This window comes from Microbacterium sp. ARD32 (genome assembly GCF_031844385.1).
Lineage (GTDB): Bacteria > Actinomycetota > Actinomycetes > Actinomycetales > Microbacteriaceae > Microbacterium.
In genome coordinates, this window is the sequence record NZ_JAUZVD010000002.1 from 508,384 (window position 1) to 529,974 (window position 21,591).

22 protein-coding genes are annotated in these 21,591 nt (G+C 69.5%); 11 read left to right on the forward strand and 11 right to left on the reverse strand.

Annotated elements, in window-relative coordinates; all coding sequences use genetic code 11:
• The first annotated feature begins 112 nt into the window (after window positions 1-112).
• Both Q9R19_RS10650 and rlmN read left to right on the forward strand, forming a co-directional pair.
• Window positions 113-1,177: a LacI family DNA-binding transcriptional regulator gene (locus Q9R19_RS10650; RefSeq protein WP_311256361.1), complete on the forward strand. Its 1,065-nt coding sequence runs from the start codon at window positions 113-115 to the stop codon at window positions 1,175-1,177.
• Complete coding sequence (rlmN, locus tag Q9R19_RS10655; protein WP_311256362.1) at window positions 1,174-2,418, forward strand: 23S rRNA (adenine(2503)-C(2))-methyltransferase RlmN; 1,245 nt, start codon at window positions 1,174-1,176, stop codon at window positions 2,416-2,418. Before Q9R19_RS10650 ends, rlmN begins: the two co-directional genes overlap by 4 nt.
• An 18-nt stretch (window positions 2,419-2,436) precedes the next feature.
• Here rlmN and Q9R19_RS10660 read toward each other — a convergent pair whose 3' ends face one another.
• Window positions 2,437-2,916 carry a histidine phosphatase family protein gene (locus Q9R19_RS10660; protein WP_311256363.1) on the reverse strand — a complete coding sequence of 160 codons (480 nt, stop codon included), beginning with the start codon at window positions 2,914-2,916 and terminating at the stop codon, window positions 2,437-2,439.
• Window positions 2,917-3,038: 122 nt separating this feature from the next.
• Between Q9R19_RS10660 and Q9R19_RS10665 the strand changes: the two genes are divergently transcribed.
• Together Q9R19_RS10665 and Q9R19_RS10670 are read left to right on the forward strand one after the other, a co-directional pair.
• Window positions 3,039-4,520: a DUF4407 domain-containing protein gene (locus tag Q9R19_RS10665; protein ID WP_311256364.1), complete on the forward strand. Its 1,482-nt coding sequence runs from the start codon at window positions 3,039-3,041 to the stop codon at window positions 4,518-4,520.
• Between the two features lie 9 nt (window positions 4,521-4,529).
• On the forward strand, window positions 4,530-5,543 hold the full coding sequence (locus Q9R19_RS10670; protein WP_311256365.1) for an aldo/keto reductase family protein: 1,014 nt from the start codon (window positions 4,530-4,532) through the stop codon (window positions 5,541-5,543).
• 60 nt (window positions 5,544-5,603) lie between these two features.
• Here the strand turns inward: Q9R19_RS10670 and Q9R19_RS10675 are convergent, their stop codons facing one another.
• The 4 genes from Q9R19_RS10675 to Q9R19_RS10690 all read right to left on the reverse strand — a co-directional run bounded on the left by Q9R19_RS10675 (window position 5,604) and on the right by Q9R19_RS10690 (window position 9,371).
• A complete protein-coding gene (locus Q9R19_RS10675) occupies window positions 5,604-6,986 on the reverse strand; it encodes an FAD-linked oxidase C-terminal domain-containing protein (RefSeq protein WP_311256366.1) in 1,383 nt (460 codons plus the stop codon).
• Window positions 6,987-7,094: 108 nt separating this feature from the next.
• Entirely contained in the window at window positions 7,095-7,604 is a 510-nt protein-coding gene (locus tag Q9R19_RS10680) for an ACT domain-containing protein (RefSeq protein ID WP_311256367.1), read from the reverse strand.
• Window positions 7,605-7,755: 151 nt separating this feature from the next.
• The gene (locus Q9R19_RS10685) at window positions 7,756-8,808 is read right to left on the reverse strand and encodes a PLP-dependent cysteine synthase family protein (RefSeq protein ID WP_311256368.1); all 1,053 of its coding nucleotides are present in this window, start codon (window positions 8,806-8,808) and stop codon (window positions 7,756-7,758) included.
• Between the two features lie 26 nt (window positions 8,809-8,834).
• Entirely contained in the window at window positions 8,835-9,371 is a 537-nt protein-coding gene (locus tag Q9R19_RS10690; RefSeq protein WP_311256369.1) for a CGNR zinc finger domain-containing protein, read from the reverse strand.
• 39 nt (window positions 9,372-9,410) lie between these two features.
• Between Q9R19_RS10690 and Q9R19_RS10695 the strand changes: the two genes are divergently transcribed.
• Window positions 9,411-10,403, forward strand: a complete 993-nt coding sequence (locus Q9R19_RS10695) for an EamA family transporter (RefSeq protein WP_311256370.1) — start codon at window positions 9,411-9,413, stop codon at window positions 10,401-10,403.
• Here the strand turns inward: Q9R19_RS10695 and Q9R19_RS10700 are convergent.
• Genes Q9R19_RS10700 through Q9R19_RS10715 form a run of 4 tightly spaced genes read right to left on the reverse strand, consistent with a single transcriptional unit; the run spans window position 10,382 to window position 12,642 of the window.
• Complete coding sequence (locus Q9R19_RS10700) at window positions 10,382-11,143, reverse strand: ABC transporter permease (RefSeq protein ID WP_311256371.1); 762 nt, start codon at window positions 11,141-11,143, stop codon at window positions 10,382-10,384. The genes Q9R19_RS10695 and Q9R19_RS10700 overlap by 22 nt on opposite strands.
• The gene (locus tag Q9R19_RS10705) at window positions 11,140-11,922 is read right to left on the reverse strand and encodes an ATP-binding cassette domain-containing protein (protein WP_311256372.1); all 783 of its coding nucleotides are present in this window, start codon (window positions 11,920-11,922) and stop codon (window positions 11,140-11,142) included. The genes Q9R19_RS10700 and Q9R19_RS10705 overlap by 4 nt, the downstream gene beginning before the upstream one ends.
• Entirely contained in the window at window positions 11,919-12,287 is a 369-nt protein-coding gene (locus Q9R19_RS10710; protein ID WP_311256373.1) for a DUF1048 domain-containing protein, read from the reverse strand. The genes Q9R19_RS10705 and Q9R19_RS10710 overlap by 4 nt, the downstream gene beginning before the upstream one ends.
• A 1-nt stretch (window position 12,288) precedes the next feature.
• Complete coding sequence (locus tag Q9R19_RS10715; RefSeq protein ID WP_311256374.1) at window positions 12,289-12,642, reverse strand: PadR family transcriptional regulator; 354 nt, start codon at window positions 12,640-12,642, stop codon at window positions 12,289-12,291.
• A gap of 159 nt (window positions 12,643-12,801) precedes the next feature.
• Here Q9R19_RS10715 and Q9R19_RS10720 point away from each other — a divergent pair, with 159 nt between their 5' ends.
• From Q9R19_RS10720 to Q9R19_RS10735, 4 genes are all read left to right on the forward strand, one after another.
• On the forward strand, window positions 12,802-13,464 hold the full coding sequence (locus Q9R19_RS10720) for a GntR family transcriptional regulator (RefSeq protein ID WP_311256375.1): 663 nt from the start codon (window positions 12,802-12,804) through the stop codon (window positions 13,462-13,464).
• Window positions 13,461-14,990 carry an MmgE/PrpD family protein gene (locus tag Q9R19_RS10725; RefSeq protein WP_311256376.1) on the forward strand — a complete coding sequence of 510 codons (1,530 nt, stop codon included), beginning with the start codon at window positions 13,461-13,463 and terminating at the stop codon, window positions 14,988-14,990. The genes Q9R19_RS10720 and Q9R19_RS10725 overlap by 4 nt, the downstream gene beginning before the upstream one ends.
• Before the next feature lie 96 nt (window positions 14,991-15,086).
• Window positions 15,087-15,998, forward strand: coding sequence for a methylisocitrate lyase (prpB, locus tag Q9R19_RS10730; protein ID WP_311256377.1), 912 nt, complete (start codon window positions 15,087-15,089; stop codon window positions 15,996-15,998).
• Between the two features lie 43 nt (window positions 15,999-16,041).
• A complete protein-coding gene (locus Q9R19_RS10735) occupies window positions 16,042-17,229 on the forward strand; it encodes a bifunctional 2-methylcitrate synthase/citrate synthase (RefSeq protein WP_311256378.1) in 1,188 nt (395 codons plus the stop codon).
• Window positions 17,230-17,354: 125 nt separating this feature from the next.
• Here the strand turns inward: Q9R19_RS10735 and Q9R19_RS10740 are convergent, their stop codons facing one another.
• On the reverse strand, window positions 17,355-18,200 hold the full coding sequence (locus Q9R19_RS10740; protein WP_311256379.1) for an NAD(P)-dependent oxidoreductase: 846 nt from the start codon (window positions 18,198-18,200) through the stop codon (window positions 17,355-17,357).
• Between the two features lie 76 nt (window positions 18,201-18,276).
• Between Q9R19_RS10740 and Q9R19_RS10745 the strand changes: the two genes are divergently transcribed.
• Complete coding sequence (locus Q9R19_RS10745; RefSeq protein WP_311256380.1) at window positions 18,277-19,287, forward strand: LacI family DNA-binding transcriptional regulator; 1,011 nt, start codon at window positions 18,277-18,279, stop codon at window positions 19,285-19,287.
• A gap of 133 nt (window positions 19,288-19,420) precedes the next feature.
• Window positions 19,421-20,920, forward strand: a complete 1,500-nt coding sequence (locus tag Q9R19_RS10750) for an alpha-N-arabinofuranosidase (protein ID WP_311256381.1) — start codon at window positions 19,421-19,423, stop codon at window positions 20,918-20,920.
• A 75-nt stretch (window positions 20,921-20,995) separates the two neighbouring features.
• Here Q9R19_RS10750 and Q9R19_RS10755 read toward each other — a convergent pair whose 3' ends face one another.
• On the reverse strand, window positions 20,996-21,553 hold the full coding sequence (locus Q9R19_RS10755) for a helix-turn-helix domain-containing protein (RefSeq protein WP_311256382.1): 558 nt from the start codon (window positions 21,551-21,553) through the stop codon (window positions 20,996-20,998).
• Window positions 21,554-21,591 lie beyond the last annotated feature (38 nt).

Sequence of the window (21,591 nt, forward strand, 5' to 3'; positions counted from 1 at the left end):
GTGCTCCTTCCACTTCGGTGCGTCGGCTGTCGGATGCGGCACCGTGTGCGGATCGCAGGAAACACTGCCACGTGCGGTAGCGGATGGGCCAGAAATTGCGCAAAATAATCGCATGCCTCTCCCGCGCCGCGTCACCCTCGCTCGCGTCGCCGAGGAAGCAGGTGTCAGCGTCTCGACCGCGTCGCGGGCGCTGCGCGGGCGCGGCGACATGTCCGCCGACACCCGTGCGCGCGTGCTGCGCGCCTCGGCGGCGCTGGGCTACACGTTCGCGGGCGAGTCGCGTGGAAGGCCGCGCGACTCGGCCGCCGGCGTGATCGATCTCGTCTTCGGACACTTCCACGACCCGTACACCGACGAGGTGGTGGCGGGAGCGCGCACCGCGGCCGCCGTCCTGCGTCACGACCTCGTCCTCACCACCGACCGCTCGGATGCCGAGGACGATTGGCCGCACCGCATCCGCACCCGGGGCTCGGCCGGCGTGATCGTCGGGCTGATGACGCCGACGACTGCGCAGCTCGCGCTGATGCGGGAGGCGGGGATCCGCCTGGTGCTGCTGGATCCGCCCAGCGAAGCGCACGCCCCGCTTCCCAGCATCCGCACGACCGACCGGGTCGGCGGCGCGGCGGCCGCCGACCACCTCATCGATTGCGGCGCGCGACGCTTCATCCTGATCGGCGGCACCCCGTCGTACCGGTTCGGCCGTGCCCGTGTCGACGGCTTCACGTCCGCGGTGCGCAGGCGCGCTCCGGACGCGCGCGTGCTGCGGGTCGACGGCGACTGGGGCGCAGCGGCGGCGGCGCGGGCCGCCGCACGGGCGCTGCGCGACCTGGACGGCCACGGACCGATCGGGCTCTTCGCGTGCAACGACGAGATGGCCGCCGGCGCGTACCGGGCCATCGCCGATGCGGGCCTCGAGGTGCCGCGGGACGTGCTGGTGGTCGGGTTCGACGACGTGCGCGGTGCGCGCTGGCTGCATCCGCCGCTGACCACCATCCGACAGCCCCTCCGCGAGATGGGTGCGGCGGCGGTGCGGATGCTGGTGCGGGGAATCGAGGGGAAGGAGCCCGCCGCGCAGGGGGTCGAGCTTCCCACCGCGCTGGTGGTGCGCGGGTCAACGGCGCACCGCACCGGCGCCCCAGCCTCCTCCCACCAGCCAGCCCGTACCCTGGAAGGATGACCGAGACTTCTCCTGTGCGCCCCGCGAACACCGGCGTCCGCCAGACGCGTCCGCGCACGGAAGGATGGACGCAGAAGAAGGATGCCGAGGGTCGTCCGCTGCTGCAGTTCGCCAGCCCCAAGCGCGGCAAGCCGCCCGTGCACCTGGCCGATCTGACCCCGGCCGAGCGCGTCGAGAAGGTGAAGGAGCTGGGCCTGCCTGGCTTCCGCGCCAAGCAGCTGTCGACGCACTACTTCACGCATTACACCTCCGACCCCGCGCACATGACCGACCTGCCGGCCGCGCAGCGCGAGGAGCTGGTCGGCGGGATGCTGCCGCCGCTGCTCACTGAGGTGCGCCGGCTGGAGACCGACCGCGGCGACACCATCAAGTTCCTCTGGCGGCTGCACGACGGAGCGCTGGTCGAGTCGGTGCTCATGCGCTACCCGGGCCGCATCACGCTGTGCGTCTCGTCGCAGGCCGGTTGCGGAATGAACTGCCCGTTCTGCGCCACCGGGCAGGCGGGCCTGACCCGCAACATGTCCACCGCCGAGATCATCGAGCAGATCGTGCGCGCCAACCGTGCGATCGCGAACGGCGAGCTCGGCGGGAAGCGGTCGGACGATCACTCCATGGAGCGCGTGAGCAACATCGTGTTCATGGGCATGGGCGAGCCGCTGGCCAACTACAAGCGCGTGATGGACGCCGTGCGCACCATGGTCGCGCCGCAGCCCGACGGACTGGGCATGAGCGCGCGCGGCATCACCGTGTCGACGGTGGGCCTGGTGCCGGCCATCCGCAAGCTGGCCGATGAGAACATCCCGGTCACCTTCGCGCTGTCGCTGCACGCGCCCGACGACCAGCTGCGCGACGAGCTGATCCCGGTCAACTCGCGCTGGAAGGTCGACGAGGCACTCGACGCGGCGCGCGAGTACTACGAGAAGACCGGCCGTCGCGTGTCCATCGAGTACGCGCTCATCAAGGACATGAACGACCATGCCTGGCGCGCCGACCTGCTGGCAGAGAAGCTCAACGCCCGCGGCCGCGGCTGGGTGCACGTGAACCCGATCCCGCTGAACCCCACGCCGGAGTCGGTGTGGACCGCCTCGACGCGCGAGGTGACCGACGAGTTCGTGCGCCGGCTGAACGACGCCGGCATCCCCACCACGCTGCGCGACACCCGCGGCAAGGAGATCGACGGGGCCTGCGGTCAGCTGGTCGCCACCACCGAGGACGAGGTCGCCGCCGCGGCGATGGCCTGAGGTCGGTCCTCGCGCCGCTCAGGCGTCCTTCGGGGTGCGCAGGCGCAGCATCCGCCCCGACCCCTCGATCAGCTCCGCCCAGGAGCCGATGTCGACGGCGCACTCGGCGACCGCGCAGGTGGGCAGCTCCACGGAGGCGCCGGTCAGCTCGGTCACGGCATCCGTCATGCCCGGATTGTGGCCGACGATCATCGCCACGTCGACGTCGTCCGGGATCGCGGCGGCGACCTCGAGAACAGTGCGGGCGGATGCCGCGTACAGCGCCTCCTCCTCCACCACCGAGAGGCCGAAGATCGTCGCGTACTCCCCGGCCGTGCCGCGCGCGCGGGCGGCGGTGCTCGACACGATGCGCCGCAGGGGGACGCCCTCCTCGGCGAGCCGTGCGGCCATGGCCGGAGCGTCCCGCAGGCCGCGTGAGTTCAGCGGCCGGTCGTGATCGGTGACGCCCGGCAGCCCCCAGTCGGACTTCGCGTGTCGCGCGAGCAGGAGAGTCTTCATGGCCACCAGCCTGACAGGGCATCCGCATCTCCGCATCCTGGAGGCCCGCGCACGCGTTACCTGTGAGCGGCTCGCAGGCTTCGTGCGGCAGTCCCACAGCCGCTGTTTCCTACTCTCGAAGGATGTCCTACTCCGCGCATCGCCCTGGTCGGATGGATTCCCAGGGGCGGATCTCGTTCGAGACCGGCTCCCCGGAAGGCACCGTGACCGACGACGACCTCGACTTCCTGCGCACGTTCGAGCCCACCGGCGCACCCGCGCAGGACGGGTCGCCTGAGGACGGGTCGCTCGGCGATGCGTCGCCCGAGGAGGGGTCGCTGGACGACGGGTCGCTGGGCCCGTCGAAGCGCCGCGACCGACCGAAGCCGGAGCGCACCCCGCGCGCACCCGGCTCCCGGCTGCGCACGCTCGCGATCCTCGGCGGCGCCGACGGCCTCATCCTGGACCGCGTTCCCGGCGAGACGCCCCGCTTCGTGCAGATGTTCTTCGTGCTGCTGGGCACCGCCCTCGTCTCGGCCATCTCGATGCTGTTCGCGCTGACCACCGGCGTGCAGGTGGCGATCTGGGTCGCCGTACCGCTGGCGCTGGTGTGGGCGGCGATCATCTTCAACCTCGACCGGTTCCTGACCTCGACCATGTCGTCGTCGCGCAGCATCGGCCGGCTCATCGCGCTGGCGGCGCCGCGAGTGGCGATGGCTGCGCTGATCGGCTTCCTGGTGGCCGAGCCGCTGGTGCTGCAGGTGTTCCACAACGACATCGCCCGCGAGGTGGCATCCACCAACATCACCCGGTCGCAGTCCGACCAGACCGCCCTCGAGAAGGGGCCCGAGAAGAAGGCCCTGGATGCGGCCACCGAGCGCGTCTCCGCGCTCGAGAACCAGGCGGCCACCGGCATCGTCGCAGGCACCGACTCCGGATCCGCGTCCACCACGGCCGCACAGTCCACCGTCGAGGGCATCACCGCCAAGATGGCCGAGCAGCAGAAGGTCATCGACTCGGCCCGTGCGCTGTATCAGTGCGAGCTGACCGGCGAGGGCGCGGGCACCGTGCCCGGCTGCACCGGCGTGCATGGGCAGGGCTCCAGCTCGGATGCCGCCAAGGCGCAGCTCGCCCAGGCCCAGCAGACCTACGACGCACTGGCCGCTCAGCTGCGTGACGCCAACGACGACCTGTCGGCCGCCGAGACCGCCGAGAAGGCCAACACCTCGGCATCCGAATCCACCAACCGCGAGCAGGCGAAGGATCAGCTTCCGGCGGCCAAGAAGACCTACGAGTCCGCGCTCGCCGCGTACAACGCGCGCGCCGACGCGGTCGCGCAGGGCAATGCCGGCGCCGTGGGGCTGCTCAGCCAGATCACCGGGCTGAACCGGCTGTCCGACAAGGAGCCGGCGATCCTGTGGGCGCACTGGCTGATCGCGGCGCTGTTCTTCATGATCGAGCTGCTGCCCGTGCTCGTGAAGGTGCTCACCAGCTACGGCGACCCGTCGCTGTACGAGCGGACGGCGGCGATCCGCAAGCAGGTCGAGCTCGATCGGGTGACCGCCGACGGGTTCCGCGACAGGGCGGCGGTCGTCGCGGGCCCGCAGGCCGCTGCGGGCCACTAGCGTGGAACCATGGTCAACTATCGCTATCTCGGCAACAGCGGTCTCAAGGTCTCGGAGATCACCTACGGCAACTGGGTCACGCACGCGTCGCAGGTCGATGACTCGGCGGCCGTCGCCACGGTGCACGCGGCGCTGGATGCCGGCATCACCACCTTCGACACCGCCGACACCTACGCCAACACCGCCGCCGAGGTCGTGCTCGGCAAGGCGCTCGCCGGTCAGCGCCGCGCGAGCCTGGAGATCTTCACCAAGGTCTACTTCCCGACCGGCCCGAAGGGTCCGAACGACACCGGACTGAGCCGCAAGCACATCATGGAGTCGATCGACGGCTCGCTGCAGCGCCTGGGCACCGACTACGTCGACCTGTACCAGGCGCACCGCTACGACCACGAGACCCCGCTCGAAGAGACCATGCAGGCGTTCGCCGACGTGGTCCGCGCGGGCAAGGCGCTCTATATCGGCGTCTCGGAGTGGACGGCCGAGCAGCTGCGCGAGGGGCATGCGCTGTCGAAGCAGCTGGGCTTCCAGCTGATCTCGAACCAGCCGCAGTACTCGATGCTGCATCGCGTGATTGAGAGCAAGGTCGTCCCCACCGCTCAGAGCCTGGGCATCTCGCAGATCGTCTGGTCGCCGATGGCGCAGGGCGTGCTCAGCGGCAAGTACCTGCCGGGGCAGCCGGTGCCCGACGGCTCGCGTGCCACCGATCCGCACTCGGGTGCGCACTTCATCGAGGGACTGCTGAAGGACGACATCCTCGAGGCCGTGCAGCGGCTGAAGCCGATCGCCGCCGAGGCGGGGCTGTCGATGCCGCAGCTGGCGATCGCGTGGGTGCTGCAGAACGAGAACGTCGCCGCCGCGCTGGTGGGCGCCTCGCGTCCCGAGCAGCTGGCGGAGACCGTGAAGGCCTCCGGCGTGAAGCTGGATGCCGACACCATGGCGGCCATCGACACCGCCCTCGACGGCGTCGTCAACAGCGACCCCGAGGACACGTACTCGGTCTCGCCGAAGGCGCGGCTGGTCTGAGACCGCGAGACCCCTGGGGCTCCGGCTCAGCATGCCGGGGTGACCAGGAGCGGCGAGGACTCAGCCGAAGACGGCGCCGGGGTTGAGGATGTTCTGCGGGTCGAGAGCCTTCTTGATCCGCAGGTTCAGCTCCAGGACGTCCTCGCCCAGGTAGTCGGCGAGCCAGGGCTGCTTGAGCCGCCCCACGCCGTGCTCGCCGGTGATCGTCCCACCCAGCTCGATGGCCAGCGCCATCACCTCGCCGAAGGCGACCTCGGCCGCGGCCCGCTGTGCGGCATCCGCCGCATCCAGCACGATCAGCGGATGCGTGTTGCCGTCGCCGGCGTGCGCGACCACGGCGATCTCGACCCTTCGCGCCTCGGCGATCGCTCGCATCCCGTCGATCAGGTCGCCCAGGCGCGGCAGAGGAACACCGACATCCTCCAGCAGCAGCGCGCCGCGTCTCTCGACCGCGGGGATCGCCTGTCGCCTCGCCTCGATCAGCGCCTCGCTCTCGACCGGGTCGCTGGTCGCGTACACCTCGGATGCCCCGTGCAGCCCGCAGGTCTGCTCGATGGCCTCGATCTGCGCGGCGGCCACCTCGACCGGCTCGTCGGACTGCACGATCAGCATCGCGGCCGCCTCGCGATCGAGCTCCATGCGCATCAGGTCCTCGACGGCGTTGATCGTGATCCGGTCCATGAACTCCAGCATCGACGGCCGCATCGCCGCCTTGATGTCGACCACGGCCCGGATCGCGCCCTCCACGGTCGGGAACATCGCGACCAGCGTGGTGGGTGTGCGCTGCGCCGGCACCAGCCGCAGCACCGCCTCGGTGACGATGCCCAGCGTGCCCTCGCTGCCCACGAACAGCTTGGTGAGCGAGAGTCCGGCGACGTCCTTCAGCCGCGGGCCGCCGAGCTTCACCGCCCGCCCGTCCGCGAGGACGACCGTCAGTCCCAGCACGTAGTCCGTGGTCACCCCGTACTTCACGCAGCACAGGCCGCCGGCGTTCGTGGCGATGTTCCCGCCGATCGAGCAGAACTCCTGCGAGGACGGGTCGGGCGGGTACCAGAGGCCGTGCTCGGATGCCGCGGCCTTCACCTGCCCGTTGAACGCCCCCGGCTGCACGACGGCCATCTGCAGCGCGGGGTCGATCGTGATCTCCCGCATCCGCTCCAGCGAGATCACGATCGCCGCGTCCACCGCGGACGAGCCGCCGGACAGTCCTGAGCCGGCTCCGCGCGGCACGATCCCCACGCCCTCGCGCGCGGCGATGCGCACCGCCGCCTGCACGTCCTCGGTGCTCGTCGCCCGCACGACGGCCAGCGGAGTGCCGGCATCCGGGTCCTCGGCGCGATCGCGGCGGTAGGCCTGCAGCGAGTCGGGGTTCGTGACGACGGAGCCCTCCGGCAGCTCAGCGGTGAGGGCGGAGATCACGCGTGCGTCGCGGTCATCGGACATGGACATCCTCGGCATTCCGGCTGCGTCTGGCGGCAGCGCACTCCCCACTGTGGCACAGGGGTCGGTCGCCGGTGCGGGTGTTCCGGATCCCGAGATCCGGAGTCGGCGTCACAGGATGCTGATGTCGACCTGCAGTTCGTGCGTGAGGTGCTCGATGTCGGCGCGCAGCGCGTCCAGATCGGCGGATGCCGGTGCCGACGCCGTCACGGACGATTCGAACAGGCGCCCGCCCGCCATCGCCGCGTCGCGCGTCTCGGTCGTCATGCTGCGGATGCTGAGCGCGTGCGCGCTGAGCACGCCGGAGACCTCGCGGACGATGCCGGGGCGGTCGTCGCCCAGCACCGTGACGGACACGTGCCGCTCCTCGAGCGCCGGGCTCGTGTCGGATCCGGTGCTCACGGTCACCGCCAGCATCCCGTCGAGCCCGCGCAGGGCGTCGCGCAGCTCGTCGACGCGGTCGTCCGCGACGGTCAGCTGGATGACGCCGGCGAAGGTGCCGGTGAGCTCGGCGAGGCTGCTGTTCTCCCAGTTGCACCCGTAGGCGCCCGTGAGATCGGCGACGGCGGAGACGAGTCCGGGGCGATCCGCTCCCGCGACCGTGAGGATGAGCGTGGTCATGCGCTCACTGTAGCCGGGTGATGATCGCGACTGCGCCACAACTCCGGAGAAATCTGCCGCTCGGGGTGCGATCTGGTCTCTGCGGCCGGAATCCGGCTCGGATCTCCGGAGTTATGGCAGCGCGCCGGCTCGGATCCAGCGGCGCGTCGGCTCAGGCCCAGCTCCCGCCGGCGAGGAACCGCTCCATCCGGTCGCGATGCGGGGCGAGGTCCCAGCCCTGCCGGGCGACCCAGTCGTCGCAGTAGTACGTCTGCGCGTAGCGGACTCCGCTGTCGCAGATCAGGGTGACGACGCTGCCGGTCTCACCGGCATCCCGCATCCGTGCGATCAGCTCGAATGCGCCGTACAGGTTCGTGCCCGTCGAGCCGCCCGCCCAGTGCAGCGTGCGTTCGCGCAGCAGCCGCACGGCGGCCACGGATGCCGCGTCGGGCACCTGGATCATCTCGTCGATCACACTCGGAACGAAAGACGGCTCCACGCGCGGGCGGCCGATGCCCTCGATGTGGGAGGGCTCGCCCACGGCATCCGTCTCGCCCTTCCACCCGGCGTAGAACGCCGACCCCTCCGGGTCGACGACGGCGATCTGCGTGGCGTGCCGGCGGTAGCGCACGTAGCGGCCGAAGGTGGCACTGGTGCCGCCGGTTCCCGCACCGACGACGATCCAGCGGGGGATCGGATGCCGTTCCTGCACCAGCTGGCTGAACACGCTCTCGGCGATGTTGTTGTTGCCGCGCCAGTCGGTGGCGCGCTCGGCGAAGGTGAACTGGTCGAGGTAGTGGCCGCCGCACTCGGAGGACAGCCGGCGCGCCTCGGCGGAGATCTCCGAGGCGTGGTCGACGAAGTGGCAGCGCCCGCCGTAGAACTCGATCAGGTCGATCTTCTCCTGGCTGGTGGAGCGCGGCACGACGGTGATGAACTCCAGCCCGAGCATGCGCGCGAAGTACGCCTCGCTCACCGCGGTCGAGCCACTGGAGGACTCCACCAGCGTGGTGCCCTCGTCGATGAGCCCGTTGACCAGCCCGTACAGGATCAGCGAGCGCGCCAGGCGATGCTTGAGCGATCCTGTCGGATGCACCGATTCGTCCTTCAGGTACAGGTCGATGCCCCAGTCGGCCGGCAGCGGGAACAGGTGCAGGTGCGTGTCGGCGGAGCGGTTGCCGTCCGCCTCCAGCACGCGGATGGCGGAACTGACCCATTCACTCATGCTTCGAGGGTACCGGGGCGTACGAATCAGCCCTTCGCCTGCCGCGCACGGTACGCGGCCACGGCGTTACGGTTGGCGCAGGTGGTGGAGCAGTAGCGCTTGGAGCGGTTCCGGCTCAGATCCAGGGCGATCGCCTGGCACTCGGCGTCGTCGCACACGGCCAGACGGCTGCCCTCGTCGGCGCGGATGACGTCGATGAGCGCCATCGTGGTCTCGATGAGCACGCGCTCGGCCAGCGGGTGGTCGTCGGCGACGGCGTGCAGGTGCCAGTCCATCGTGTCGTGGCGGGCCAGCCGAGGGGTGAGCGTGACGTCGGCCAGGGCTGCGTTGACGTGGGAGACCATCTCGTCGCGGGGAGCGAGCAGCATGGTGCGAAGGCGCGGACGCAGGGCGCGGATGCTGTGCAGCTCGACCTCGTCGCGGTCGATGCGGCCGGTGTACGGATTCTCCGCCAGGAAGGTCTCGTAGTCGTCCCGGCTGACGAGGGTGTCGGGATCCTCCGCGGAGTTCACCAGTGCCACTGCGGTGCGCAGCGCCTCTTCCGTGTCATTGGTGAAGATCATGTTGACATCTTACATGCGTCGAGAATAGTGTCATCTCCCATGAAGCATGTTGCACATGACGCGGTGCGCTCGCGTGTCGGCGTCGGCCTTCTCGTCGCGCTCGGCGCAGCGCTCTCCTTCGGCATGTCAGGGCCCTGGGCGCGCGGGCTGATCGATGCCGGCTGGACGCCCGGTGCCGCCGTGACCGCCCGCATCTGGGTGGCCGCGCTCATCCTGCTCGTGCCCACGATCATCTCGCTGCGCGGCCGCTGGTCCGTGCTGCGCCGCAATGCCGGGATGGTGCTCGCCTACGGACTGCTCGCCGTGACCGCCACGCAGCTGTGCTACTTCCAGGCGGTGGCGGTGATGGATGTGGGCATCGCGCTGCTCATCGAGTACACCGCCCCGGTCGCCGTGGTGCTGTGGCTCTGGGTGCGCCGCGGCGAGAAGCCCACCGGGCGCAGCATCCTGGGCGCCGTCATCGCGTTCGCCGGACTCGTGCTGATGCTCGACGTCCTCACCGGTGCGCGGGTCGACGCGCGCGGCATCCTCTGGGCTCTGGCGGCGATGGTGGGCGCGGCGGCCTACTTCGTGCTCTCGGCGCGCGCGGAAACCGGCCTGCCGCCGATCGCGCTCGCCGGGGTCGGCCTGCTGCTGGGTGCCGTCGGCCTGACCGTCGCGGGGGTGGTCGGCATCCTGCCGATGGCGTTCACCTTCGGCGACGTCGCTTACCGCTTCGGAACGGTCCCTTGGTTCGTCCCGGTCGTCGCCATCGGGCTGCTCGCCACAGCGCTCGCGTATGTGCTCGGGATCGCCTCGACCCGGATACTGGGCTCGAGACTGGCATCCTTCGTCGCGCTCGCCGAGGTCGTCGCCGCGCTGCTGTTCGGCTGGATGCTGCTGGGCCAGCTCCCCGCGCCGATCCAGCTGATCGGTGGTGTGCTGGTGCTCGTCGGCGTCGTGGTCGTCAAGCTCGGCGAGCCGGCTGCGGTCGAGGCATCCGCTTCGGTGGAGCCGTCACCCGTCGACCCTCAGCCGATCCGCCGCCGATAGGCGCGCATCGCGAACAGGTACGCCACGACCAGGATGGCGACGCACCAGGCCAGCGCGACCCAGATGTCCGACCCCACCGGCTCGCCGGCGAACAGCGCCTGAATGCTGTTCACGATCGAGGTGACCGGCTGGTGCTCGGCGAACCAGCGCACTGGTCCGGGCATGGTCTCGGTGGGCACGAAGGCCGAGCTGATGAACGGCAGGAAGATCAGCGGGTAGCTGAACGCGCTCGCGCCGTCGACGGTCTTCGCCGACAGCCCCGCGATCACGGCCAGCCAGGTCAGCGCCAGGGTGAACAGGGCCAGGATGCCGATCACAGAGAGCCATGCCCACACGCTCGCGCCGGTGCGGAAGCCCATCAGCAGGCCGACCGCGAAGATGATCGCCAGGGTGATGCCGTTCGCGACCAGCGAGGTGAGCACGTGCGCCCACAGCACGCTCGATCGCGAGATCGGCATGGAGTGGAACCGCTCGAAGATGCCGCTCTGCAGATCGGTGAACAGCCGGAACGCCGTGTAGGCGATGCCGGAGGCGATGGCGATGAGCAGGATGCCGGGCAGCAGATAGTTCACGTAGCTGCCGTCGCCGATGCTCTGGCGCAGCGCCCCGCCGAAGACGAACACGAACAGCAGCATCAGGGCGATCGGGGTGACCGCGGTGGTGATGATCGTGTCGGCGCTGCGCAGGATGTGCCGCAGCGACCGGCCGGTGAGGGTGGCCGTGTCCGCGATGGCGTTCATGCTGCAGCCCTGTCAGATGACGGCCCGACCAGCGCGAGGAAGATCTCCTCGAGCGTGGGCTGCTTCTCGATGTACTCGACCTTCGCCGCGGGCAGCAGCTGCTTCAGCTCGGCGAGCGTGCCGTTCGCGAGGATGCGCCCTTCGTGCAGGATCGCGATGCGGTCGGCCAGCTGCTCGGCCTCTTCGAGGTACTGCGTGGTCAGCAGCACGGTGCGACCGGCATCCGCCAGCTCCTTCACCACGCTCCACACCTCGATGCGCGCCTCCGGATCGAGACCCGTCGTCGGCTCGTCGAGATAGATCACCTCGGGGTCGCCGACCAGGCTCATCGCGATGTCGAGCCGGCGGCGCATGCCGCCCGAGTACGTGCCGGCGCGCCTGCCCCCGGCATCCGTCAGCCGGAACCTCGCCAGCAGCGCGTCAGCCACCGCTCCGGGATCCGCGAGATGACGCAGACGACCCACCAGTACGAGGTTCTCGCGGCCGGTGAGGATCTCGTCCACCGCGGCGAACTGCCCGGTCAGGCTGATCGACCGGCGCACGCCGAGCGGCTCGGATGCCACGTCGAAGCCGTGCACGGTGGCCGTGCCGGCATCCGCTTTCGACAGCGTCGACAGGATGCGCACCAGCGTGGTCTTGCCCGCGCCGTTCGAGCCCAGCAGGGCGAAGATGCTGCCGCGCTCGACGGTGAAGTCCACGCCGCGCAGCACGTGCAGCTCTGGGAAGGACTTCTCGATGCCGCGGACGCTGATCGCCGTCTCTCCGGGCGACGCCGTCATGACTCCGTCCCCCGCTCCGCATCCTCGATCGCCTGCGTGAAGCGTGCCCGCTCCTTGTCCTGCCATTCCCTGGCCGCGTACGCCTTGGCGAACGTGTCCGCGAAGTCGGCCGGGTCGTCTCCGACGATGTCGTGCACCGGCGTGCTGTCGACGGCGGCGGCCTCCCAGAGATCGGCGAGGTCGGTGAGCATCCGGATGATGATGTCGCCGTCGACGATGCCGCTGGTGCTCAGCAGGTAGCGGTGCATCGCCCTGGCGGCGCTGCCGTAGGGCTCGGGGAGCCCGTCGATGCGCGCCCTGTCATGCCGGTACTGCTTCTTCTGCTCGAGCGATCCAGTGAGCGCTTCGATCCATCTCATGGCCATGTCAGTTCTCTCCGTCGGACGGGTTCTCGGATGCGGGGATGCGGAGCCGTGCGATGCGGTCCGCGAGCAGGCTCCAGGTCGTCCAGAACTCGGCGAGCTCCTGCTCGCCCCGGGTGTTGAGGGTGAACACCTTGCGCGGCGGACCCTTCTCGCTCGGCACCTTCTCGACGTCGACGAGCCCTTTCTGCTCGATGCGCACGAGCAGCGCGTACACGGTGCCCTCGGCGATCTCCTCGAAGCCGCGCTCGCGCAGCTGGGTGGTGATCTCGTATCCGTACGCCGGTCTGTCCGACAGGAGTGCGAGCACGATGCCTTCCAGGGTGCCCTTGAGCATCTCGGTCAGCTGCTTTCCCATCACGCCCTCCTCTCACTACTCAGTGTCACTTATTACTGGTACATAGTAGCACTGAGTAGCTGGCGCGCAAGTGGAGATTCGAGGATCTTTATGTATACGCAGATGCGTTCAGAACAGCGGATGCTCGCGACGGGACGCTTTTGTGTATACGCTGAGCGCATGAGCATCACCGTGGAGTCCGTTCGCGCGAGCGACCGCGCCTACGCGATCCTGCTCGACGAGATCCAATCCGGCGCTCTTCCCGCCGGCGCCGTGCTCGCCGAAGTGGAGCAGGCGGAGCGCCTCGGCGTCAGCCGCACGCCACTGCGTGAGGCGCTGCGCCGGCTCGCCGCCGACGGCCTGGCCGTGCAGCAGTCGCCGCGCGTCACGGTGGTCGCGGATCTGGATGCCGACGACATCCGCTCCCTGTTCGAGATCCGCCGCGCGCTGGAGGAGACCGCCGCGCGGCTCGCCGCCCAGCGCGGCGATGCGTCGGCCTTCGCCGCGCTCGCCGCCGAGTTCTCGCGGGTCGAGCTGTCCGGGGATCTCGGGCGGGACGCCTATTACGCGCTGATCGCGCGGCTGGATGCCCAGGTCGACGCATCGCACGGCAACGACTACCTCACCTCCGCTCTGCGCACCGTGCGCACCCACCTCGTGCGCGTGCGGCGCATGGCGCGCGACAAGCCGGAGCGCCTGGCGGCCTCGGCATCCGAGCATCTCCTGATCGCCCGGGCGCTGGCATCCGGCGATGCCGAACTCGCCGCGCACGCCACCCATGTCCACCTGCACAACGCCCTCGACAGCATCCTCGAATCGCTCCGGAACGAAGGAACCTCATGACCATCACCCACCACGTCCGCGTCTACCGCTCCGAAGAGGAGCTGCCCCGCGAGGAGCAGCTGGCATGGAAGATCGCCCAGGTCGCCGTCGACCCCGTCGAGGTCGAGCCCGAGGTGGTCGAGATGATCATCAACCGCATCATCGACAACGCGTCCGTCGCCGCGGCATCCCTCACCCGCGGCCCGATCGTCGCCGCCCGCGCGCAGGCCTTCAGCCATCCCGTCTCCACCGGCGGAAAGGGGGCGACCGTCTTCGGCGCCGCGCTCGATGAGCGCACGAGCCCCGAGTGGGCGGCGTGGGCCAACGGCGTCGCCGTGCGCGAGCTCGACTACCACGACACGTTCCTGGCCGCCGAGTACTCGCACCCCGGCGACAACATCCCGCCGATCCTCGCGGTCGCCCAGCACGTCGGATGCGACGGGCGCGCTCTGGTGCGCGGCATCGCCACGGGCTACGAGATCCAGGTAGACCTGGTGCGCGCGATCTCGCTGCACGCCCACAAGATCGACCACGTCGCCCACCTCGGTCCCTCGGCCGCCGCCGGCATCGGCACCATGCTGGGCCTGGACGCCGAGACCATCTACCAGGCCATCGGGCAGGCCCTGCACACCACCACAGCCACCCGCCAGAGCCGCAAGGGCGAGATCTCCACCTGGAAGGCGCACGCCCCGGCGTTCGCCGGCAAGATGGCCGTCGAGGCGGTCGACCGCGCGATGCGCGGACAGACCAGTCCCAGCCCGATCTACGAGGGCGAGGACGGCGTGATCGCCTGGATGCTGGACGGCAAGGACGCGTCGTACGACGTGCCGCTGCCCGCATCCGGCGAGCCGAAGCGCGGCATCCTGGACACGTACACCAAGGAGCACTCCGCGGAGTACCAGGCGCAGGCGATCATCGACCTCGCCCGCAGGCTGGGCACCGCGCGCCCCGAGCTGCGCGACCCCGCGAACATCGCGAGCATCGTGCTGCACACCAGCCACCACACCCACAACGTGATCGGCTCGGGCGCGAACGATCCGCAGAAGTACGACCCCACCGCCTCGCGCGAGACGCTGGACCACTCGGTGCCGTACATCTTCGCCGTCGCCCTGCAGGACGGCACCTGGGATCACGTGTCCTCCTACCTGCCAGAGCGCGCCCAGCGCGAGGACACCGTGGAGCTCTGGCACAAGGTCAGCACGGCCGAGGATGCGGAGTGGACCCGCCGCTACCACTCCACGGATCCCGCCGAGAAGGCGTTCGGCGGTCGCGTGGAGATCACGCTGACCGACGGGGAGACCGTGGTCGACGAGATCGCCGTCGCCGACGCGCACCCGCTCGGCGCCCGGCCGTTCGGCCGTGAGCAGTACATCCGCAAGTTCCGCATCCTCGCGGACCCGGTGCTCGACACCGAGGAGATCGAACGCTTCCTGGAGCTCGTGCAGCGCCTGCCCGAGCTGACCGCCGCCGAGGTGGGGGAGCTCTCCATCATCGCGAAGGCCGGGGTGCTGGCATCCGCTCCCGAGGCTCCGCGCGGCCTGTTCTGACCCGCCTACCTACCCGTCTATGTGTCGCGAATGGCCCCGATTCCAGCCTTTCCGGGGCCATTAGCGCCACATAGACGGGTGTGAAGGAGAATTCACATGCTGTACTCATCCACTCCGGCCCACGAGAAGCGGCGGCGGTTCCGCGAACGGCTCGCGTCCGGCGAGCTGCTGCGGTTCCCGGGCGCGTTCAACCCGCTGTCGGCCCGCCTCATCGAGCAGAAGGGCTTCGAGGGCGTCTACATCTCGGGCGCCGTGCTCTCGGCCGACCTGGGGCTGCCCGACATCGGCCTGACGACGCTCACCGAGGTCGCAGGCCGCGGGCAGCAGATCGCCCGGATGACCGAGCTGCCGGCGATCATCGACGCCGACACCGGGTTCGGCGAGCCGATGAACGTCGCGCGCACCATCCAGACGCTGGAGGATGCCGGGATCGCCGGCGCCCACATCGAGGACCAGGTCAACCCGAAGCGCTGCGGGCACCTCGACGGCAAGGCCGTGGTCGATTCGGACACGGCCGTCAAGCGCATCCGCGCCGCGGTCGATGCCCGCCGCGACGAGAACTTCCTGATCATGGCGCGCACCGACATCGCCGCCGTCGACGGCCTGGGAGCGGCGAAGGACCGGGCGAAGGCACTGGTGGATGCCGGTGCCGACGCGATCTTCCCCGAGGCGATGCGGTCGCTGGACGAGTTCGCTGCGATCCGGGATGCCGTGGACGTGCCGATCCTGGCGAACATGACGGAGTTCGGCAAGAGCGACCTGTTCTCGGTCGATCAGCTGCGCGACGTGGGCGTGAACATCGTCATCTGGCCGGTGTCGCTGCTGCGCATCGCGATGGGCGCGGCGGGCCGTGCACTGGATACCCTGAACGAGGAGGGGCACCTGACCTCCCGGCTCGGCGAGATGCAGCACCGGGCCGACCTGTACGACCTCATCGACTACGAGTCGTACAACCACTTCGATTCCGGAGTCTTCAACTTCGAGATCACCAAGCCCACCGGTCGTTGAGCGAGCCGGAGGCGAGTCGAAACGCAACGCAAGGGAGCACAGCATGACCGAGGACATCAAGAAGGGCCTCGCCGGCGTCGTCGCCGATGCGACCGCCATCAGCAAGGTCAACCCCGAGACGAACAGCCTGCTCTACCGCGGCTACCCGGTTCAGGAGCTCGCCGCCACCCAGTCCTTCGAGGCGGTCGCCTACCTGCTCTGGCACGGCGAGCTGCCCACGGCATCCGAACTCGCCGACTTCCGCGCCACCGAACGCGCGCACCGGGCGCTGTCACCGAAGGTGAAGGATGCCATCGACGCGCTGCCGCTGGATTCGCATCCGATGGACGAGGTGCGCACCGCCGTCAGCGTGATCGGCGCGATCGAGACGGCCGGCACGGGCAATGTGCTGGATGCCGTGGGCACGCCCGAGCAGAACCTGGAGCGCAGCCTGAAGCTGTTCGCCGTGCTGCCCGCCATCGTCGCCTACGGTCAACGCCGCCGGCGCGGGCAGGCGATGATCGAGCCGCGCGACGACCTCGACTACGCGGCGAACTTCCTGTGGCTCACGTTCGGCGAGGAGCCGCAGCAGGAGGTCGTCGACGCCTTCAACCGCTCGATGATCCTGTACGCCGAGCACTCGTTCAACGCGTCGACCTTCACGGCGCGCGTGATCACCTCGACGCTCAGCGACCTGTACTCGGCGGTCGTCGGCGCCATCGGCGCGCTGAAGGGACCGCTGCACGGCGGGGCCAACGAGGCCGTCATGCACATCTTCGACGAGATCGGCTCGGCCGACGAGGTCGTGCCGTGGCTGGAGCGGGCGCTGGCCGAGAAGCGCAAGATCATGGGCTTCGGGCACCGCGTGTACAAGCGCGGCGACTCGCGCGTGCCGACGATGAAGGCGGCGCTCGACTCGCTGGTCGAACACTACGACCGGCCCGATGTCGCCGAGCTGTACGAGAAGCTGGAGAGCGAGTTCGTCGAGCGCAAGGGCATCTACCCGAACCTCGACTACCCTTCGGGGCCGGCGTACAACCTCATCGGCTTCGACACGCTCACCTTCACGCCGTTGTTCATCGCCGCCCGCATCACCGGCTGGACCGCGCACATCCTCGAGCAGCAGGCCTCGAACGCGCTGATCCGTCCGCTGTCGGCCTACAACGGCCCCGACGAGCGGCACATCCAGGAGTACGAGCCCGACACCGCCGCGATCGACGTGCAAGAGCGCCCCGAAGAGGCGGCTGACTGAGTCGCGCGTCGGGGCGTCGCAGACCCTGCGCGCGCGACAGGTCACGATCGCGTAACGGGGCCTTGCCGACCCAAAAGGTCTCGTGGTCGCGGATGACTCGCGAGAGTTCTCGCTGGTTGCCGCCGTCAGACGTGGTCGCGCCAGGAGTGCCGAGGCTCGTACCCCAGCACCTCCCGGGCGTGATCGATCGAGAGCAGCGTCTCGTGCTCGCCCACGTCCCGCGTCACGGGCACATCGGGGAAGACCTCGGCGATCAACTCGGTGTTCGGGCGCGACATCACCGTGTCCGCCGCGGCGATGATGAAGCGGTCGAAGCCCGGGGCTGCGACCTGCAGCGCGCGCTCCACGGCCTGCGCGCCGTCGCGCGCGTCGATGTAGCCCCACAGGTTCCACTTGCGCTGACGCGCGTCGGCGTCGAAGGACGGGAACTCGGCGTAATCCTCGGGCACCATCACGTTCGAGAAACGCAGGGCCGTGATCGAGAGGTCGGGATGCCAGCGCACCAGCTCCCGCGCCAGCTGCTCCTCGAGCGTCTTCACCAGCGAGTACACCGACTCCGGCCGGGGCGGGTACTCCTCGTCGACCGGGATGTAGGGCGGCGGCACGTCGAACGGAAGACCCAGCACCGTCTCGCTGGACGCGTACACGATGCGGCGGATACCGAGTCGCGCGGCGGCCCAGAAAACGTTGAAGGTGGCCGGCATGTTGTTGTAGAACGTGGCGACGTCGCTGCGGATGCCGGGAGCGGGGATCGCGCCGAGGTGCACGACGGCGTCGATGCCGTCGTGGCGGTCGCCCACCGCGGTGAGCGCGTCGACGACCTGCCCGTAGTCGGTGAGGTCGACCTGCACGAAGTCCGGGCCGCGCGTGCCGACGGCATCCATGCCGACCACGTCCCATCCGTTCGCGCGCAGTTCGCGGGCGACGACGCTGCCGAGCTTGCCGGACGATCCGGTGAGGGCGATGCGCATGAGTGTCCTGCTTTCCGTCGGGAGCCTGCTCTGCAACGTTATAGGGTGACTGTGACCGGGAGACGGGGAGAGTCGCATGGCCGTGACGCTGCACGACGTCGCGAGGCTCTCCGGGGTCTCGATCAAGACCGTGTCGAACGTCATCAACGACTACCCCCACATCCGTCCGGCCACGCGCGCGAGGGTCGAGGCCGCGATCGCCGAGCTCGGCTACACTCCCAACCTCACCGCCCGCAACCTGCGCTCGGGGCGCACGGGTGTCATCGCTCTCGCTGTGCCGGATCTGAGTCTGGCCTACTTCGCCGAGCTCGCCGCACAGGTCATCCGCGAGGCCGAGGCGGCCGGACTGGTCGTGGTGGTCGAGCAGACCGGCGGGGATAGGGACAGCGAGCTCGATCTGCTGCGCAGTCCGCGACTCAAACTCACCGACGGACTGATCTTCAGTCCGCTGGGCGTCGGGCCGGAGGATGTCGGGGCGCTCGACGTGCCGTATCCGATGGTCCTGCTGGGAGAGCGGGTCTTCGAAGGACCCGCCGACCACATCACCATGCGCAACGTCGAGGCCGCGCGTGCCGCCGCCGAGTACCTGATCGCCCGCGGTCGCCGTCGCATCGCCGTCATCGGCGCGCACGACGGCGAGCGCATGGGCTCCGCGACGCTGCGGATGCGCGGATACCGCGAAGCGCTGAAAGCTGCCGGCATACCCTACGACGACGACATCGTCGGTCGCACCACGTTCTGGCATCGCGCGAACGGGGCGGACGCCATGCGCGAGCTTCTGGCGCGCGGGGCGGTTCTCGATGCCGTGTTCGGCTTCAACGACACGCTCGCGCTCGGTGCGATGCGGGCGCTGAGACAGGCGGGTCTTCGGGTTCCCGACGACGTCTCGGTGATCGGGTTCGACGATCTCGACGAAGCGCAGTTCTCCTTTCCGGCGCTGACCACGATCGATCCCGGTCGAGGCTGGATAGCGAAGACCGCTGTCACGACACTTCTCCAGCGCATCGCGGGCCGGACGACTGCCGCGCCGCGCACACTGCTGGCCGATTTCCGCGTCGTCGAGCGCGAATCCGTATCTGCCGTCTGACGCGAGAACAGCGGGAGAGATGCCGATGTTGACAGGCTCCTGATCTCTGGACTTGAATGTCTACAACGTTGTATAGCCCGCCGACCGAGAGCGGCGCCACGCGGTCTCCTCAGAGGGCCCGGAGAGGACGACCATGACCACTGCGCGCATCTCCATCGACCGCACCGCGGTCGTCGCCCCCATCGACCGCCGCATCTTCGGCTCCTTCGTCGAGCATCTCGGCCGCTGCGTGTACGACGGCATCTACGAGCCCGGCCACCCCACCGCCAACGAGGACGGCTTCCGCCTGGACGTCGTCGACCTGGTGCGCGAGCTCGGCACGACCACGATCCGCTACCCGGGCGGCAACTTCGTCTCGGGCTTCCGCTGGGAGGACTCCGTCGGGCCGCGCGAGAGCCGCCCGGTGCGGCGCGATCTCGCCTGGCATTCGCTGGAGACCAACCAGGTCGGTGTGGACGAGTTCTCGCGCTGGCTCAAGCTCATCGGATCCGAGCTGATGATGGCCGTGAACCTGGGCACCCGCGGCATCGAGGCGGCGCTCGACCTGCTGGAGTACTGCAACCACCCTTCCGGCACGGCGCTCAGCGACCAGCGCATCGCCAACGGCACGCCCGAGCCGCACGACATCCGCATGTGGTGCCTGGGCAACGAGATGGATGGGCCGTGGCAGACCGGTTACATGACCGCCGACGACTACGGCAAGCTGGCCGCGCGCACCGCCCAGGCCATGAAGGCGGCCGATCGTTCCCTGGAGCTCGTCGTCTGCGGATCGTCGGGCTCGTCGATGCCGACCTTCGGCGACTGGGAGCGGACCGTGCTCGAGCACGCCTACGAGCACGTGGACTTCATCTCCTGCCACGCCTACTACCAGGAGCGCGGCGGCGACCTGGACTCATACCTGGCGTCGTCGCTGGACATGCAGTACTTCATCGAGACGGTCGTCGCCACCGCCGACCACGTGGGCAACAAGCTGCGCTCCAAGAAGAAGATCAAGCTCTCCTTCGACGAGTGGAACATCTGGTACCTCGACGAGCACCAGGCCTCCGACGAGGTCAACGACGAGTGGCGGTACGCGCCGCGACAGCTCGAGGACGTGTACTCGGTGGCGGATGCCGTGGTGCTCGGCAACCTGCTGATCACCCTGCTGAAGAACCATGACCGGGTGGCCTCCGCCTCGCTCGCGCAGCTGGTCAACGTGATCGCGCCCATCATGACCGAGCCCGGCGGTGACGCCTGGCGGCAGACCACGTTCTTCCCGTTCTCGGTCACCTCGCGCCTGGCCAAGGGCGAGATCCTCACGCCCCGGATCGAGGCGGGGATGTACCAGACGAAGGTCTACGGTGACGCGCCGCTGGTCGACGCGGTCGCCACCACCGATGGCTCGCAGTCGGCGGTCTTCCTGGTGAACCGCAGCCGCACCGAGGCGATCACCGTCACGATCGACACGTCCGCACTCGGCGTCTCCGCGATCGACGAGGCCGTCACGCTGTGGGACGACGACGTGTACGCGAAGAACACCCTGGCCGACCAGAACCGCGTGGGGCTGAAGCAGCTCGACGGCGCGGCGCTCGCCGGCGGCGTCCTCACCGTCACCCTCCCGCCGGTGTCGTGGTCGGCGATCGCGCTGTCGTGAGCCGTTTCGAATCGCTCAAGTCGCTGCATTCGGCACCGCAAGGCGCCAACCCGAGCGACTCGAGACGTTGGGGGCTCAGACGACGCGGATGCCCTCGAGCTGCAGCGTCAGATGCCGGCGCCAGCCGCCGTGCCCCGACATGTTGGCCATCGCGCCGCGCGTGATCAGGATGAAGTCGTCGGCGTCGAAGTCGGCTCGCAGGTGCCCGGCCTCGACGGCGCGACGGCAGATGCGCGTCATGATCGTGCGGAACGCGTCCTTCTCGCTCTCGATGTCGGCCCAGGTGGGCTCCTCGGCGGAGAGGATCGAGAAGCGGAACGCCGTGTCCGGCTCGACGGACTCCAGATAGCCGACGAGCAGCGTCTCGAACGCCGTCCAGGCGTCATCCTCCTCCTCGGCCTCGCGCGCCAGCCGTGTCACCGTCTCGAACCGGCGGCCGATGATCGCCGCGCGCAGCGCCTGCTTGTCGGCGAAGTGCCGGTAGAGCGTGCCGACACCCAGGCCGGCCCTCGCCGCGATCTGGTCCATCTGCACGTTCTCGCCGTCCTGGGCGAACAGCTCGGCCGCCGCATCGAGCACCGCCTCGCGGTTACGTCGCGCGTCCGCGCGCAGAGAGCGTTCAGCAGCGGCCATGTCTTCACTGTAGTTGACCGAGAGAGCCGCCTCGGCTA

Bases quoted from the DNA above. Each gene is read 5' to 3' on its own strand.
- Q9R19_RS10650 (WP_311256361.1), top strand. From the start codon at position 113: ATGCCTCTCCCGCGCCGCGTCACCCTCGCTCGCGTCGCCGAGGAAGCA.
- rlmN (WP_311256362.1), top strand. From the start codon at position 1,174: ATGACCGAGACTTCTCCTGTGCGCCCCGCGAACACCGGCGTCCGCCAG.
- Q9R19_RS10660 (WP_311256363.1), bottom strand. From the start codon at position 2,916: ATGAAGACTCTCCTGCTCGCGCGACACGCGAAGTCCGACTGGGGGCTG.
- Q9R19_RS10665 (WP_311256364.1), top strand. From the start codon at position 3,039: ATGTCCTACTCCGCGCATCGCCCTGGTCGGATGGATTCCCAGGGGCGG.
- Q9R19_RS10670 (WP_311256365.1), top strand. From the start codon at position 4,530: ATGGTCAACTATCGCTATCTCGGCAACAGCGGTCTCAAGGTCTCGGAG.
- Q9R19_RS10675 (WP_311256366.1), bottom strand. From the start codon at position 6,986: ATGTCCGATGACCGCGACGCACGCGTGATCTCCGCCCTCACCGCTGAG.
- Q9R19_RS10680 (WP_311256367.1), bottom strand. From the start codon at position 7,604: ATGACCACGCTCATCCTCACGGTCGCGGGAGCGGATCGCCCCGGACTC.
- Q9R19_RS10685 (WP_311256368.1), bottom strand. From the start codon at position 8,808: ATGAGTGAATGGGTCAGTTCCGCCATCCGCGTGCTGGAGGCGGACGGC.
- Q9R19_RS10690 (WP_311256369.1), bottom strand. From the start codon at position 9,371: ATGATCTTCACCAATGACACGGAAGAGGCGCTGCGCACCGCAGTGGCA.
- Q9R19_RS10695 (WP_311256370.1), top strand. From the start codon at position 9,411: ATGAAGCATGTTGCACATGACGCGGTGCGCTCGCGTGTCGGCGTCGGC.
- Q9R19_RS10700 (WP_311256371.1), bottom strand. From the start codon at position 11,143: ATGAACGCCATCGCGGACACGGCCACCCTCACCGGCCGGTCGCTGCGG.
- Q9R19_RS10705 (WP_311256372.1), bottom strand. From the start codon at position 11,922: ATGACGGCGTCGCCCGGAGAGACGGCGATCAGCGTCCGCGGCATCGAG.
- Q9R19_RS10710 (WP_311256373.1), bottom strand. From the start codon at position 12,287: ATGGCCATGAGATGGATCGAAGCGCTCACTGGATCGCTCGAGCAGAAG.
- Q9R19_RS10715 (WP_311256374.1), bottom strand. From the start codon at position 12,642: ATGGGAAAGCAGCTGACCGAGATGCTCAAGGGCACCCTGGAAGGCATC.
- Q9R19_RS10720 (WP_311256375.1), top strand. From the start codon at position 12,802: ATGAGCATCACCGTGGAGTCCGTTCGCGCGAGCGACCGCGCCTACGCG.
- Q9R19_RS10725 (WP_311256376.1), top strand. From the start codon at position 13,461: ATGACCATCACCCACCACGTCCGCGTCTACCGCTCCGAAGAGGAGCTG.
- prpB (WP_311256377.1), top strand. From the start codon at position 15,087: ATGCTGTACTCATCCACTCCGGCCCACGAGAAGCGGCGGCGGTTCCGC.
- Q9R19_RS10735 (WP_311256378.1), top strand. From the start codon at position 16,042: ATGACCGAGGACATCAAGAAGGGCCTCGCCGGCGTCGTCGCCGATGCG.
- Q9R19_RS10740 (WP_311256379.1), bottom strand. From the start codon at position 18,200: ATGCGCATCGCCCTCACCGGATCGTCCGGCAAGCTCGGCAGCGTCGTC.
- Q9R19_RS10745 (WP_311256380.1), top strand. From the start codon at position 18,277: ATGGCCGTGACGCTGCACGACGTCGCGAGGCTCTCCGGGGTCTCGATC.
- Q9R19_RS10750 (WP_311256381.1), top strand. From the start codon at position 19,421: ATGACCACTGCGCGCATCTCCATCGACCGCACCGCGGTCGTCGCCCCC.
- Q9R19_RS10755 (WP_311256382.1), bottom strand. From the start codon at position 21,553: ATGGCCGCTGCTGAACGCTCTCTGCGCGCGGACGCGCGACGTAACCGC.